This window comes from Paracoccus sp. KR1-242, from assembly GCF_049446195.1.
GTDB classification, from domain to species: Bacteria; Pseudomonadota; Alphaproteobacteria; order Rhodobacterales; family Rhodobacteraceae; genus Paracoccus; species Paracoccus broussonetiae.
Genome location: NZ_JBMSED010000009.1, coordinates 87,217 through 100,773, shown reverse-complemented (window position 1 = coordinate 100,773; position 13,557 = coordinate 87,217). Strand labels below are relative to the sequence as shown.

The following is a 13,557-nucleotide window of genomic DNA, read 5'->3' as shown; positions in this document are numbered from 1 at the left end:
AAGGCGGTGCGAAATCGGAAATCCGATATCGTTATGATCCGGCGGCGCGCTTGAGTGCATCGGCCAACTGGTCGACGCCGACGGTCGTCAGGTTCTTCAGCTTCTCGGCCGCGGCCTGTTCGAGCTTGGCTTGTGCAAGGTCAGTCAGCACCTCGGCCGATGGTTTCAACCCGCCAATGGCATCCGGGACGCTGCGCTTGGCATAGGTGATTATGAGGTCGATGGCGGCCCGGCCGGTCAACTCGTGCTTCAGGGCCAACTGCGCGCCAGTGCTAAGCGCCCAGTGAAGGGCCTCGCGCTGGTTTGCCTCAATCTCGATGCCCCATTTCTTGCTGGCGACCTTGGCGACCACGCCGATGATCGCTGTAAGCGCGAGGCCGATCACCTGGTTAAGGTGCGGCGACGCGGCAGCCATGAACTCGTCGACCGCGCCGGCGAACACAGGCAGCGGCACCACCATCAGCGCCATCAGTAGGGCGGCCAGAAGACGAGCGCCGGGCTCGCGGATCGCCCACCACAGAAGCGCAGCGACGGTAAGGGCCACGAAGGCCAGATAGAAAAGCGTCATCATCATGATCCTCAGATCCTTTTGCGAGGGAAGGGGGTCAGGCCAGCAGTCGGGACCAGGTGTTCGGTCCGACGATCCCGTCGGCCGTCAGCCCTCTGCTGCGCTGGAATTGCTTGACGGCGGCTTCGGTCAGGCGACCGAAGATGCTGTCGGGGGTGATGTCATAGCCATAGGCCTCAAGGCGGCGCTGCATGTCGGTGACCGGACTGCCGACGTCGCCGCGCCGGATCGTGGGCCGGATCGTCGGGGCAGGGGAAAGCTGCCCATCGGGGACCACGATCCCCATCGCGTCCGCGATGCGGTCGCGGATCTCGTCGCCGACCAGAACCGGATCGCCGGGCTTGTCCATGCCGGGCAGCCAAGCGATGTCCCATTTGCCGCGCTGGGCGATCTTCAAGGTGGGTTGGACCTCTGCATGGCTCAGCACCGTGCTGCGGCTGAGCGGGATGCCGTTCTGCTTGCAGAGCTTGGCGCAGAGGTTCGCCAGCGCCTTCAGTTGCGCTTCTTTGATCGGCCATGGCCCGGCCGAGAAGGGCGCCTCGACCGCGCGCGCCATGCCGCAGAGCGAAATGCCGATCGAGCCGGTGTTGCAGTTCAGGGTGTGGGCGGCATAGGAGCCGTCGACCAGCCTGCCCGTGTTGTCTTCGGGCGAGTGGTCGCCCTCGCAGACGACGCCCGAGCCATCGATGATGAAGTGATAATGTTTGCGGTCCAGATCAGACACGGAGTTCGTGCCCGCCGTCCAGTGCAGGATGATGCGATCCATCGCGGATGCTCCATAAAAGGAAAGCCCCGCACGATGGCGGGGCGTCAGGGTTGTTTTGTGCGAGTGGATGTTTAGGTTGCGGGCCAGCCGCAATCCGCGCGTCCGAATGCGGGTGGCGGTTAGGCCGGGCGTGAGAGTAGGAACTCCGCTCGGCCGTCGAGGATTTTGCGCGCGGGAGCGTCTGCGTAATTAATCCGGAAGCGGCGCGGGATCGGGCAGGGGATCGGCACCGGCCCACGGGGTGACATGGATCGATCCGCCGAATCCCGTGCAGGCGTAATCCTCGACCGCGGAACAGGCGATATCGATCAGGGCCACCGCCTCGGGGTCTAGCACGGTCGTGTCGTGCCGTTGGCCGGTCAGCATCACCCAGAAGGCGTGCCCCAGAGCGACCTGGCAGAACTGGCCCGGTGCGGCGTCGGTGTCGTTCTTCAGGTGCAGGCCGTCCTGATAGATGCTCCCCTGTCCCGCGTAGCGGTCGCGGAAGGCCCGCACGATGACCGGCGTCGGGAACCAGTAGACCGGGATCGTGATTTCCGGCCGCGCGGCGAGCCAGCGCGCGTTGAACTCATAGGTTTCCAGCAGCGGCGGATCGAAGCTCGCATCCATGTTCTCGGTCGCCCAGGGCGGATAGAGCACATAGCTTTCCGCGCCGTTCGCCTGCGCGGTCAGGGCGAACCAGTAATGGTATTGCAGCGCCCTGATCCCTTCGGCGCTATTGGGAAGCCATGCCCCGGTGTCAAAGTCGGCGAAGTCCGTCACCCACAGCGTCTTGGTCGGCGCGGCGGTCCGGTCGACGCCTTCGCTGTTCCAGCGTTCTTCGATATTCGAGAACCCGAGATAGTTGACGTGCAGGCCGATCGACCACATCGCGGCGCAATATCCGAGGGGATTGGCAAGCAGGCTGTGGGCCGAGAACGACGCTGGGTCGCCATTCTGAAGGACTGGCCGGGGCGCAGTGGGCGCGCCGCCAGCGCCCGCCGCCAGACCCTCCACGAAAAGATCGTCCAGCAGGAACATCAGAGCCCCCTGACAATCTTCACGCGGGCGTTTCCGGACACGCACCGGATCCGCACGTTCCCGGCGGCGCTGATCTTCACGGCCTTTTTGCTCGTGAGGTCGATCGCGTCATCGTCGGATGCGGGATCGGCGGCGCAGACACGCACGAGGCTGGAGCCGCCGTTCTGGATGATGTCGCCCTCTTGCACGGCGATTTGCGCGGACCAGCTCTCGGTCGCGGTATAGGCGGGCATTGAGATTTCTCCAATTGAAGGGGGTTGAACACGCCCGGCCTTGCGGCGCAGAACGCCGGACATGAAAGCGACGCGCACCGAAACGACCTTCACCATCACCGGCAAATACTGGTCGGGGACATATCCGATGGAAGAACTGCCGAAATGGCTGGCGTTCTATCGGCGCCAGCAGGAGCTGTCGCCAAAGGTGGCGGCCAGCTATGACGACGTCGTTGAGGCGCTTGAAGGGCTGACGCGCTAGCCTGGCGGCGCGTCGTCGAAGGGCTTGGTCATGGCCGAACAGAAGGGGCCATAGCTGCGCCGCCTGTCGCTTTCCGAGCGGATCGAGAAGCGCGAGCACACCCGATAAGGCTCTACCGGCTGTTCGCACCCGATGAAGGCCGACAAGCGCCAGAAGCGCTTGTTCTCGCCAAGCCAGATGTCGGAATGCTCCGTGCTGCAGATGACCGTGCCGTCCTCAGCCTCGGCCGAGGTGAAGCGCAGGCCATGGACCGGCGCATTCGTCTTGGTCTGATCCTCCACCACGATCCCGCCGCCGCTGTTCTGGGCGATGAGCAGGTGGTTGTCGATCCAAGGCTCACCCCGGAAAGTGTCCCAGGCGCGCGGCCCGAAGACGACTGCGGCGCACATGATCAGGACCAAGGATCCGGGGGTGCTTTGGCGTTTGAAGGTCTCGCGAAGGTGGGCAAGGTCACCCATTCTTTCCGCCTCCTAACCGTCTGATGATGATTTCCCGAAGCACCGCCCGGTCGGCAACGACCGAGGTCAGCACGTCGAGGCCAAGGTAGCCGAGCGATGAAAGCAGGATGACGGCGAACGCCTCGTTGGCGCCCGCCCATGCTGCGGCGTCCGGGCCGATCGAATATCCGATCATGCCACTGATCCCCGCCTCGATGACGCGGCTGACCCGCGACTGGTGAGGGGATTTCCGATAGACGTAGAGCACGCCCGCGAAGAGCGCGATCCATACCTCCGGCGATCTCGCGCCCGCTATCGAGCGCCAGAGGTTGGGGTCACCTTCCATGTGGTTGCCTTTGTTAAATCTGCTGCGGGATGCGCCGAAAAAAAAAGCCGCCCAGTGGGCGGCAATGCAGGTTCGTAGGGTGTCACGCAGGTATCACTTCGCCCTGCCTCGGATTTTCAGTATCTCTCGCACCGTGTCCCTAAACCGGGACAGCTCGCTTGGATCGCCCCGAAGATACTTCCCGCGGTAGTCCTCGACCTTCGGGAATAGCCTGTCCCGAGAGGGGAAGTAATCTGCCAGCAGCCCTGCGTTCCTATCCTCTAGAAGTTCGTCCAGGTGCCGCGCTTCATCGGGCAGGAAAACATCACCCTTCCCGAAGAAATCGCCGCTTGAAGACGACTGAAGCGCAATATCAATCCGCCGATGCGCCCATTCGTTGACGCCGCCTTCCTTTGAGGCAAACAGCCCCAGCGCCTCACTCGACACGCGCGACAAGGAAACATTGGACCGCTTTTCCGGCAGCTTGACGGCTTCCAGGGGCACGCCAAGCAGGTTCAGGAAATCGGTAATAATGTCGCCACCGACCAGCTGATCCCTAAGGAAAAGCCTCGGGTGAATGACCGCGTTCGGAATGTCAGCAGCGATCTGCTTCAGCATCAAGGCATAGTTCATGTATTCCGGCCGCGTCTCTGCCGCCTTGATCGCGCTTCGAGCGTAGTGCTCGGCGCTGACAAGATCCCGACCCTTCTTGACCTTCTGCTTATAGTCGGAATCGAGGAAGTCGCTAAACCGTTTCAGGTAGATGACCACATTTACCGGTTCATCAATCCGGCTGAAAATTTTCTCCTGCAACCGCGCAAGTCGTTGACCGTAAAACATCTCTGCGGATATTACGCGCGACTTTCCCGAGAAATTGCGCAGTTCATCGACATATGCATCGAACAGCGACGGGCCGATATTCTTCCAACCAGAATGCATCTGGCGGGCCAGCAGATTGTGAGAAGGCAGAGGCACCTTCCTGTCACCAACGCGGCCGGTCTGCACAAAACGGATATTGCCCTTGTCCAGAACGTCAGTCTCATTTGCAAGGTAGCCTTGCAGTGAAGAACTGCCGGATTTCGGCATCCCAATGTGCAACCAGATCATGATGTATCCCCCGGGTTTTCTGATCAGGTAGCCCACGCATCCGGTGAGATCAACCGCCAGTCCCGGCTCTGCTTCTGGAGGATGCTTTTAGCAACTGCGCGTGGAACTCGGCCAAAAGGACTAGGCCGGTGGCCTTGATCTTCACGGGGCTGGTGGTCATAGGATGAAAAAACCGCATGCTGTTACGCCTTTGTGTTGAGGGGGGATTTTCATGTTTTATCATCTGAAGTCGGAGGCCGAGGATACGATCCTGGTAATGGCGTCTCGCCAATCTGAGGTTGATCTGTATCTCGGCTGGCTGAACAGCGCGCGCAAAGATGCCCCCTATGCGGCCTTTCCGATCCCGGAAGCGGAATGGGACGAAGCAGAAGAACGTTTCGACGTCGATTTGAATGATCCGGAATGGCGAGAGCTACCCGAAAAGGGGATCAGTGCGGAAAGCTTTTGCCGGTGGCTTGACGACATGAAGTCTGCCGGACTGGCTGCCACGGATTACGACTGCGCGCGCGCCCTTGGTCGCAGGGATATTAGCGACCTCAAGCAAGTCGGAGGCGATATGCGCCTTGCCCTGGCTTGTCAGGCCGTTCTGCAAGGCGCGCATCCCTACACCTGAAGGTCACTCCACCCGGGCGGGCTTTCCGGCATATATCGCCAAATGAGCGATCGAGCAGCGCGGCAGGCTGGTGCCCTGCCGTCCGAGGTTTGCGGCCGTCAGCGCACCCATTTCCGGCATGGTCATGTCCACCACCGTCAGCCGGCCATTGACCCACAAAGACAGGCGGCGCGCGATCTTGTCCCAGAGGATCCGAAAATCGAGCTGCAGCGCGGTCTGATAGTCCGAGCGCGGCTTGAGGATCGGGATGACGCGGCTGAACGCAGGCTGCCCAGAGGTCGCCACTGTCTGCGCGACGGCCAATTCCCAAGTGCAGGTGTCCGCCGCCAGCCGCAGGCGGATATAGTTGCCGTTCGCGTCGACCAGGTTCAGCAGGTTGTGGGTCTGCGAATAGAACGCGCGATGCTCGTGCGGAATATACCGGCCGACGATTTCGAGCTTGTCGCGCGAGTTGACGGCCGCGACGGCGCCGGGTGTCAGATCTGCAACCGGCGTGGCAACCGCATTGGTCATGTTCGTTCCGAGCCATTCCGCCCAGGGCAGGGAGCCCAGCTTGTAGCAGATCACACCCGCGCCAAAGGTGAAGTTCAAGGAACGACTGCCACCGGTCAGCCGGATAAGTGCGGGGCGATAGGGACGCGCGATCAGCCCGCGATCATCGACCGCGGCGCAGTCACCGGAAACCGATACCTGCGCCCCGTCGCCGCCGTAGCAGATGAGCGGAACGACATTGTTGTCGTTCCCAGCGGCATAGGTCGTTCCCGAGGTTCCCGGCCCGGTCGGGGCCGATCCGAAGATCGCCCCATTGACTCCGGAGAGGTTCAGGGCCTTGCGGCCGTCCGGGGTGTAAAGGCAGGGCACGTTGACGGCCAAATCGGCCAGCGCCCGCGTCACCGGATGCAGGTAGCGCATGGCGGTGCCGCGGGTATATGCCAGCAGATCGGCGAAGGTTGCGGCAGCCCCATTCAGGGCATAACGCTCGGCCGCGAAGTCTGCGGCGACTAGGGCCTCATTGAAGCGCAGGCGGCTTGCGTCGCCGCGCCCAGAAGGCCCGTTCGTCTTGAGAACAGCAGTCATTTTGTCTCACACGTCGATGATCGGTTTGCGGGCGGATTCGATGTAATGCATCCACCAAGCGCCGCCCGGCGGCTTGAAGGTCGCGAGGCCTTTAATCTGCGCCGTCCCGTCTGCGTAGAGATGGGGGACGAAGCTGTTCTTGTAGGTATTGCCGCCGCTGCCATGGGTCGCCTGAAAGGCCGAGACATTGAAAATGTTCAGCCTGACTTGCTCGAACATCTTCCAGTTTCCGCCCACCGATCGGTGAACGTCGAACCATGAGTTGTTCTTGACACGGCAAGAGAACAGATAGAGGTCGCCGCCCAGAATGCGGGCTTCCTGGTGCCAGGCGGTGATGCCGGTTGTCTCCGGGGTCGACCACGGCTCTGACTGGTCGCGAATATCCCGCTTGGTCCGAACCATCATGGTCGTTCCGGTCGAGGCATACATATACCAGAGGCCGTCATTCGGGTTGAACACCAGAGCCGGGGCAGCCGCGCTGTCGTCGGGATCGGAGATGGTGAACATCACCTGAATTTCCGACCAGGTTTTTCCGTCGAGCGTCGATCGCCACTCATAGGTGGTCGTGGAGGTGGCCCAGACATGCCGTCGCCAAAAGCAGATCAGCTCACCCGTGTAGGGATCATATGCAAACGCGTTGTCCGACAGGAAGTTGGTGCTGTCGCCGAACCGGCTAGGGTCCGAAAGCGGCTGTTCCAGATGGGTCAGCAGATCCCAATTCAGCATGTCGTGCGAACCGAACAGGAAGGGGTTCTCAAGCTGATCGTTCCCGCCCGGATAGGGGTTGATGCACATGACGTATTCGTAGCCAAGCCAGCCGTGCGGGAAGAACCCGACATAGGGATGCACGAATTGCGGGTTCGCGACGTTTTCCTGATATATCGGGTCGATGTTGATGCGGGGCGTATCTCCGGTGATGTAGATCGTTTCCGTCGACAGCCATTGCTTGCCCCAGACCGTTTCGGTCGGCATCTGGTGAGCATAGAGCGGAGCCACCCGCCCGCCGCGCGCAGCCAAGCCTTGCGCCAGCGCGGACTGGCTTGCAGAGGTCAGCGCCATCATTCGGCGCGTGTCCAGGCTGCCATTCTGGCGGGTCGGCGCGACGACTGGCAGCGCCAGCATCTGCAACATGTCCTCGATCGGCTCGTCCAGTCCGGCAAGCCGGGTTCCGTCCTCGTCAACCCGCATCAGTGCTTCGCCGTCGCGGCTTTTCACCTCAAGGCCCGCGTCGGTGTTCTGGGGTTCCTCGCTCCGCATCACGCCGACCGTGGCCGTGTCGATGCTGGATTTGACCCCCGATGCGGTCACATCGCCCGACGCGACCCGCAGGATCGTGTTGCGGCGGCGCAGGATGTATCGGCGACCGATCACGAAGAACGCGGGCGGAAGGGCAATACCGTCAGCATCACGCAAGGGATAGCTCACCCCCGCGATGGTCAGGTTGACGTCGCTGGTCGCATTGGTCGCGACCGGGTGAATTTCGATGCTCGCGGACGCGGAAAGAGCGGTGACAGCGGCCCCGGTCACGGTCGAAGACAGATCCGCGGTCCAGGCATCGCCCGTGCCCGCAAGGTTGATGGTCCGAAGATCGGCATTGCTGCCAACCGCCGCCGACGCATTGGCGTTCGCGGCCTGGAGGGCAAGCATCTTTTCGGTTTCCGCCGACCCCGAAACCAGAACCCAGTTTCCAGAGCGGCGCTCCAAGACCAGGCCGACGCCCGCCGTTACGTCACTCGCCAGAAGGGCATTGTTATTCCGCTCGCGCATCACTGCCCGTTCGGTATCCCCGGCAACCTGCAAGCGCAGCGTGCCAGCGGCGCCGCTCGGCATGATGAGGCGGATCACCGATCCATTGCCGACGACAATGCCAGCGGTGACGGCTGCGGGGGAAACCTCAGCGGTGATGACGGTCGCCCCGCCGGTCGGAGCCGCAGCGACAGCATTGACCAGTGAAATGACGCCAACGGCGTTGTCCGCTGCGACGCGCTTTGTTGTTTCCCCAGAAACGGCTCCGTCCACAGCCTCAGCTGCGTCTTTCGCCTGACCTGCGAATTCCTCCGTCTGGGTCTTCAGGTCGGTCAGCTGGGTGACCACCTGTTGTGCCGCCTCGGTCGAAGCGCCCTCGATGGCTTCGCCCAGTCCAGACGCCGCGATTACCGCCTCGTCGATCTGCTTCCCCAGATCATTCGAAACCTTCACGGTCGCCGCGATGGACTTCAGGCGCTTTTCGCCTTCGACCACGGTCTTCGACGCCTCGACAAGGAGGACGACCACATCAGAGGGGAGCCCCGCCGCGCGGAGTTTAGCTGCATCCAGCATTTTCTTACCTTTGTGGATATGCGCCAAGGGACCGGCGCATCCCGCGCCGGTCAGCTCGTCGTTGTCTCGCTCGCCTGATCGGGGTTGCCGAGTTCGAGCTTGGTCACCCAGCCGCCCGAGCGATCGAGCGCGTGGGTGACACCAAGGATGCGATAGGACTGATCGATGCCCGGCGGAGCGCCCGAGACGACGCAGGCCCCGTCAGGGACCGCATCGGTCGTGCCCTCGATCTGCACCTGGCCGCCGCCAGCCGCCCGCTTGCTGTCGGTTGCCCGCGCGCGTGCCTGCCTGCGCGCGTCGTCCCGATCATCCGCCGGGGGCGAGATGGTCAGGACCGCGGAACCGCCGAGCCCGGTGTCGACCTCGACCTTGTCCCATTGGCCGGTCGTGCGATTGAAGAAGGGGGCCACGACCTTCGCGTAGATCTTGCGGCCGAGCAGCGGCGCGAGGTTCCAGGCATGCAGATTGTCGCCATAGGTCGCGGTCACCGTCGGGGAATAGCTGGCCCCGCGCCGTGCCATTTGCGCGACGTCGCCCTGCACCTGAAAGTCGCCCCCGATGCGCGCGGCCAAGCGGCGGCCCATGTGCAGCAGGCTCTCGTCGTCCATGGCCCAGTATTTCAGGACGATGGCCGCAAGATCCGGATCGACCCGTGCCGATGTGATCCCGGCCGCGCGGGCCGCGTCGCTGACAATGGTCTGGATCGTTGCGTTGTCCCAGTGTCGCCGCTTCTTTGCCTTGGCATTGCCGCCGGCGTCGAAGCCCTTGGCCGAGACGGAGAGGGTCCGACCGCCAGACCGGGTGCATGTGGAAATCGTTTCGTCCACCGTCCCGTCGAAGATCACGCGGCGCGCTTGCCCGGACCAGCCCAGCGATATCTGGATGCGCGCACCGATCGCGGGCATGGCGATCTTGCCGCCCGTGTCGTCCAGCGTCAGGGTCGCCGTGTCACCTTCATCGCCCGCGCGTAAGGATACCGTCGTCGCAGTGAGGATCGGAGCAAGTGTCGAAGAGATATCCTTGCCGTTGATGCTGACGCTGTAATTCGCGCGCTTTGCCATTCCTGTCTCACCATAGCTGGATCCGCGCTTGGGGTTGGGCAGCTTCGGCCTCGACCGGGATCGGCATTCGCACGACCGTCCCGAAGGGCAGGATCGGCCCGAGCGCGGCGAGGCCTTGGTTCAGGTCGAGGATCTGCTCGACCAGCCCCGGCATCGGTTTGCGGAAGCGCCGCCAGACCAGCAGCGAAAGGGTAAGGCCGTCACCCTTCACGGTGACGGCCTCGATGTGGGTGTCGGCCATCTAGAACAATCCCCCGAACAGGCCTTGCAGCCCCTCGAAATAGCCCTGCGCTGTGGGCGCATCCGACCGGCTGACATTGATGTCGATTTCGATCACCTTGCCGACGCCGGACCGATCCAGATAGCTGGAGCGCTCGGTCACCGATGTGACGACCATCCAGCCCATCATCGATCCATCGCCCCGCATCATGTATTGGGGCAGGCCGGATCGGCTCATGATCTTCAGCAAGGTCAGCCCGTCCTCGCCCCCGAAGACCTGGGGGAAGAGGATCGCGCGAAAGGACCACGATTCAGTTTCTTCGCCGGTATATTCGAGGGGCTGTCGCCCCCCGAGGACCGGCTTCTCGACATGGCTCGCGCCATAGCTGTGCGTCGCGTCCGTCAGGTTGAACGGCTGCACCTCGAACAGCAGCGGGCCAAGCAGCATGAGCATAGGGATCACTCCAGTTGCAGGTCGGACAGCGCGCTGCGGAGCGCGAGGCCGAGCTGCTCTTCCATGAGACGCTTCAGGCGCTGCGCCAGCGCTTCCATGTTCTCGCCGGGCTGTTGATGGATGGTGATCGGGGCGTTAACGCTGATGGGCGCACCGCCGCCGCCCGACCCGCTGGGATGGACATAGCCGGACCGGCGCGCCGTGATGACCTCGGGGCCTGCCTCGCCCACCTGATAGGTGTCGCCTCGGCTGATCGGTCCGCCCTTCTTGCGGGCGCCCGAAGGCGGCTCTTCACCATGCCACCACCGATATGCGCCCTCATAGGCCCCCATCATCTGCTTGACGCCTGGGGTGCTGCGAAGGGTCTTGTCCATCGCCTCGTCGTTCTTGCGACGATACTCGCCCAGATCTTTCGCATCGTCCGGCGCACCCATCGCCATGCCCAAGACGCCCGCGCCGAACATCAGCCCGCCGAATTTTACCCGCGCGATGGATTTCGCCATGCGTGCGGTGGCGGCCTCCGTCGCCGTCGCGGCCCGGCTCATGGCCGGTCCGATCAGGCCGATGCGGGCCGCCAAGGCCGAGACAGCGGTGGTGACCCGACCGACGGAGCGAGATAGCGCACCCATGCCGGGCACGGCCTGCACCATGGCCCGTATCCCGACCGCGATCTTCTGGATCGCGGTCAGCCCGGCGCCACCGCCCAACCGGGCGAGAGCTTGCTGCAAGGCGATCGATGCGCGCGCGGCACCAAAGAGCCGACCGCTCAGGCGGCCGACCGTGGACATCCACCCGGCGATCAGGTAGAGCGCGCCGCCTTTACCCAGCAGGCCGACGAAGCGCAGCCCGGCGATAGCCACTCGCAGGGCGACCAGCCCTGCAGTCACTGCCGCGACCGAAGCGACCAGCTTCGGGTTCTGCTGTGCCCAGTCGGCCACCGCCAGCAGGACCGGCGAGATGGTTTCGAGAAGCTGTTTCATCGCGGGCAGCAGCGACTGGCCGATCGAAATGCCGACGTCGCGCAGCTGGTTGTTGAACCGCTGGAGTGCATAACGCCCGGTTTGGGACCGAACCGCGAACTCCTTCTGGACGCTGCCCAGATAATTCGTCTCGTCAGACACCGCCGCGGTCGTCTTGCGGACCTGATCCAGCTGCCCCAGCAGAGGCATCAGCGCGCGGGCCTCGTCACCGAACAGGTCGGACATGGTCGCGATCTGCTCATGCTGGTCGAGGTCGCGGATCTTCTCCAGAACCATGAGGAATTGCCCCATGGCGTCGGTGGGCATCCGCTTCGCCACGTCCTCCGCGTTCAGCCCGAGTTTCTTGAAAGCCCCCGTCTGGCGGTTCGTGGCACTGGCCCCGCGGGTCAGCGCCTTCTGGGCATTCCGCAGCGAGGTCGCTGCCACATCGGATTGCGCACCCATCGCGATCATGGCCGAGCCGAGCGACAAAACCTGTTCGTTCGTGAAGCCAGCGACCGCGCCATCGGCGGCAACCCGGCGGGCGAACTCGATCAGGTCAGGCGCCTCCGATGCGGACGTGTCCGACAGATAGTTGATCGCATCGGCATAGCGGGCGGTCTCGTCGATGGTCATGCCAAGCGCCGACTTGATCTTGGCCAGCGCCTCGCCGGCGTAATCGCCAGAGACGCCCCAGGCGACCGCGGACTTGGCGACCTGGCGCGTGAACGCCTCAAGATCGTTGTCGTTGATGCCCGAGGCCGAGGCCGCCGCGGCCAGTTCCGCCAGTTCCTCGACAGCCATCGGGATTTCGCTGCGCGCGAGTTTGCGCAGCGATCCCTCGAAGGCCTTCAACTGGTCGGCGTTCATGTCCGACACCTTGCCGATGTCAGCCATCTTGTCTTCCAGCGACATGGCCGCGCCGGTGGTGCCCTGAAACGCCTTGGCAAGCGCCCAGGCACCGGCCGCAGCATCGATGACCCCGCCCCGGGCGCGGGCGAGAGCCGCATCGTTGCGCGCTATCGCCGCGTCCAATCGGGTGCGGACGCTGGTCACATCGCCTAGGTCGGACCCCAGCCGGGCGAGGCTGGAGGCGACCTTCTTGGCCGGGCCGGTGACACGATCGAGAAGCTCGACGGCAAGCGTCGAGGTATGGGTCCGCGCCATGACGGTCTCCTAGCTTCGGGCTTTGTGGATGCGGAGCGCCTCGCGGTGCCACGCCAGCACCTCGGACCAATCCATGTCTTCGACGACGGGAAGTGGCGTGCTGAGCATCGCCGAGACATCAGCGACGATGGACCGCCAACTGTTCAGGTGTTCGGCGGCGAAGCCGTCTCCTCGAAAAAATCGGAGAGGCGCTCCATGGCAATCGTCAGGTCGTCCTCGTCCAGCTCCTCAATAACTTCGAGGGGCAGGTCGGTGGAACAACTGAGGGCGATCAGACCTCGCTCGAAATCGTTCTCGCCCTGTCGGACACGGCGAACGTCGCGAGCCTTGCGGCGCCGAAAGGTCAGTTGCGTGATGGTCTCAGGATGACCTTCGATCGTGACCGGGTATTGCAGGATGACAGGATCCATTTGCCCCCCCTTACACGCCGCTGCCGATGCGCAGGATGCGGTTCTCGTCCGCATTCTGCGACACGCCGTCGACCCGCCATTCGGAGGTCCAGAAGTCGAAGTAAAACTTCTCCTTCCCGGCCCACCAGAACTCGTAATGCATGACCTCGTTGATCGCGTAGTCATGCGACTGCATCTCGCCGCGCTGGAAGGTCTCGGGCTCGATGCTGCCCAGACGGCCTTCGATGATCGCCTTCGCCTCCAGCGCCTGCCCGGTCCGCTTGTCGCGGATCACGCCATAGCTGGTGAAGGTGTGCCGGCGCTTGGTGCCGAGGCCGAAAAGCGACAGCACGCCCGGATCGTGCCCGGCCAGCTTGAAGGTCGGCAGCAGCTTTTCGACGCCGACGCTGACCTCGACCTGAAAGAGCGAACCGCCGGGATGGTGGTCCTGGAAGATCTCGGTCAGCGACGGCAGCTGCATCTCGGACAGCGTCAGATGCTTCGACGCGGTCGGATCGTGGTCGCCGCAGAAGAGGTTGGCGGCTTCCATGAGGAAGAAGTTCGGGGCCATGTGCGATCCCTTTCCTTTCGATGATGATGAA

Annotated in this window: 17 protein-coding genes; 2 read left to right on the top strand and 15 right to left on the bottom strand. The window is 63.4% G+C overall.

Annotated elements, in window-relative coordinates; all coding sequences use genetic code 11:
* Positions 1-31: 31 nt before the first annotated feature.
* The 4 genes from ACO2Q4_RS14495 to ACO2Q4_RS14480 form a co-directional block, all read right to left on the bottom strand.
* Positions 32-574: a hypothetical protein gene (locus ACO2Q4_RS14495; protein ID WP_423320131.1), complete on the bottom strand. Its 543-nt coding sequence runs from the start codon at positions 572-574 to the stop codon at positions 32-34.
* A 31-nt stretch (positions 575-605) separates the two neighbouring features.
* Positions 606-1,334, bottom strand: a complete 729-nt coding sequence (locus ACO2Q4_RS14490; RefSeq protein ID WP_423320129.1) for a peptidoglycan recognition protein family protein — start codon at positions 1,332-1,334, stop codon at positions 606-608.
* Positions 1,335-1,523: 189 nt separating this feature from the next.
* On the bottom strand, positions 1,524-2,354 hold the full coding sequence (locus ACO2Q4_RS14485; RefSeq protein ID WP_423320127.1) for a hypothetical protein: 831 nt from the start codon (positions 2,352-2,354) through the stop codon (positions 1,524-1,526).
* Positions 2,354-2,587: a hypothetical protein gene (locus tag ACO2Q4_RS14480; RefSeq protein WP_423320125.1), complete on the bottom strand. Its 234-nt coding sequence runs from the start codon at positions 2,585-2,587 to the stop codon at positions 2,354-2,356. The genes ACO2Q4_RS14485 and ACO2Q4_RS14480 overlap by 1 nt, the downstream gene beginning before the upstream one ends.
* Positions 2,588-2,648: 61 nt before the next feature.
* Here ACO2Q4_RS14480 and ACO2Q4_RS14475 point away from each other — a divergent pair, with 61 nt between their 5' ends.
* On the top strand, positions 2,649-2,828 hold the full coding sequence (locus ACO2Q4_RS14475) for a hypothetical protein (RefSeq protein ID WP_423320123.1): 180 nt from the start codon (positions 2,649-2,651) through the stop codon (positions 2,826-2,828).
* Here ACO2Q4_RS14475 and ACO2Q4_RS14470 read toward each other — a convergent pair.
* The 3 genes from ACO2Q4_RS14470 to ACO2Q4_RS14460 form a co-directional block, all read right to left on the bottom strand.
* Positions 2,825-3,286: a hypothetical protein gene (locus tag ACO2Q4_RS14470; RefSeq protein WP_423320121.1), complete on the bottom strand. Its 462-nt coding sequence runs from the start codon at positions 3,284-3,286 to the stop codon at positions 2,825-2,827. The two genes, ACO2Q4_RS14475 and ACO2Q4_RS14470, sit on opposite strands and share 4 nt — an antisense overlap.
* The gene (locus ACO2Q4_RS14465) at positions 3,279-3,611 is read right to left on the bottom strand and encodes a hypothetical protein (protein ID WP_423320119.1); all 333 of its coding nucleotides are present in this window, start codon (positions 3,609-3,611) and stop codon (positions 3,279-3,281) included. The genes ACO2Q4_RS14470 and ACO2Q4_RS14465 overlap by 8 nt, the downstream gene beginning before the upstream one ends.
* Positions 3,612-3,704: 93 nt before the next feature.
* Entirely contained in the window at positions 3,705-4,697 is a 993-nt protein-coding gene (locus ACO2Q4_RS14460; protein ID WP_423320117.1) for a hypothetical protein, read from the bottom strand.
* A 211-nt stretch (positions 4,698-4,908) separates the two neighbouring features.
* Between ACO2Q4_RS14460 and ACO2Q4_RS14455 the strand changes: the two genes are divergently transcribed.
* Positions 4,909-5,310: a hypothetical protein gene (locus tag ACO2Q4_RS14455; RefSeq protein ID WP_423320116.1), complete on the top strand. Its 402-nt coding sequence runs from the start codon at positions 4,909-4,911 to the stop codon at positions 5,308-5,310.
* A 3-nt stretch (positions 5,311-5,313) separates the two neighbouring features.
* Here the strand turns inward: ACO2Q4_RS14455 and ACO2Q4_RS14450 are convergent, their stop codons facing one another.
* From ACO2Q4_RS14450 to ACO2Q4_RS14415, 8 genes are all read right to left on the bottom strand, one after another.
* Positions 5,314-6,387 carry a hypothetical protein gene (locus ACO2Q4_RS14450; RefSeq protein ID WP_423320114.1) on the bottom strand — a complete coding sequence of 358 codons (1,074 nt, stop codon included), beginning with the start codon at positions 6,385-6,387 and terminating at the stop codon, positions 5,314-5,316.
* Positions 6,388-6,393: 6 nt separating this feature from the next.
* Positions 6,394-8,706: a hypothetical protein gene (locus ACO2Q4_RS14445; RefSeq protein WP_423320112.1), complete on the bottom strand. Its 2,313-nt coding sequence runs from the start codon at positions 8,704-8,706 to the stop codon at positions 6,394-6,396.
* A 50-nt stretch (positions 8,707-8,756) separates the two neighbouring features.
* Positions 8,757-9,767: a phage late control D family protein gene (locus ACO2Q4_RS14440; RefSeq protein ID WP_423320110.1), complete on the bottom strand. Its 1,011-nt coding sequence runs from the start codon at positions 9,765-9,767 to the stop codon at positions 8,757-8,759.
* A 7-nt stretch (positions 9,768-9,774) separates the two neighbouring features.
* Positions 9,775-10,008 carry a tail protein X gene (locus ACO2Q4_RS14435; RefSeq protein WP_423320108.1) on the bottom strand — a complete coding sequence of 78 codons (234 nt, stop codon included), beginning with the start codon at positions 10,006-10,008 and terminating at the stop codon, positions 9,775-9,777.
* On the bottom strand, positions 10,009-10,440 hold the full coding sequence (locus tag ACO2Q4_RS14430) for a phage tail protein (protein WP_423320105.1): 432 nt from the start codon (positions 10,438-10,440) through the stop codon (positions 10,009-10,011).
* Between the two features lie 5 nt (positions 10,441-10,445).
* A complete protein-coding gene (locus tag ACO2Q4_RS14425; RefSeq protein ID WP_423320103.1) occupies positions 10,446-12,566 on the bottom strand; it encodes a phage tail tape measure protein in 2,121 nt (706 codons plus the stop codon).
* A 143-nt stretch (positions 12,567-12,709) separates the two neighbouring features.
* A complete protein-coding gene (locus ACO2Q4_RS14420) occupies positions 12,710-12,976 on the bottom strand; it encodes a phage tail assembly protein (RefSeq protein WP_423320099.1) in 267 nt (88 codons plus the stop codon).
* A 10-nt stretch (positions 12,977-12,986) separates the two neighbouring features.
* A complete protein-coding gene (locus tag ACO2Q4_RS14415; RefSeq protein WP_423320095.1) occupies positions 12,987-13,526 on the bottom strand; it encodes a phage major tail tube protein in 540 nt (179 codons plus the stop codon).
* Between the last annotated feature and the right edge of the window lie 31 nt (positions 13,527-13,557).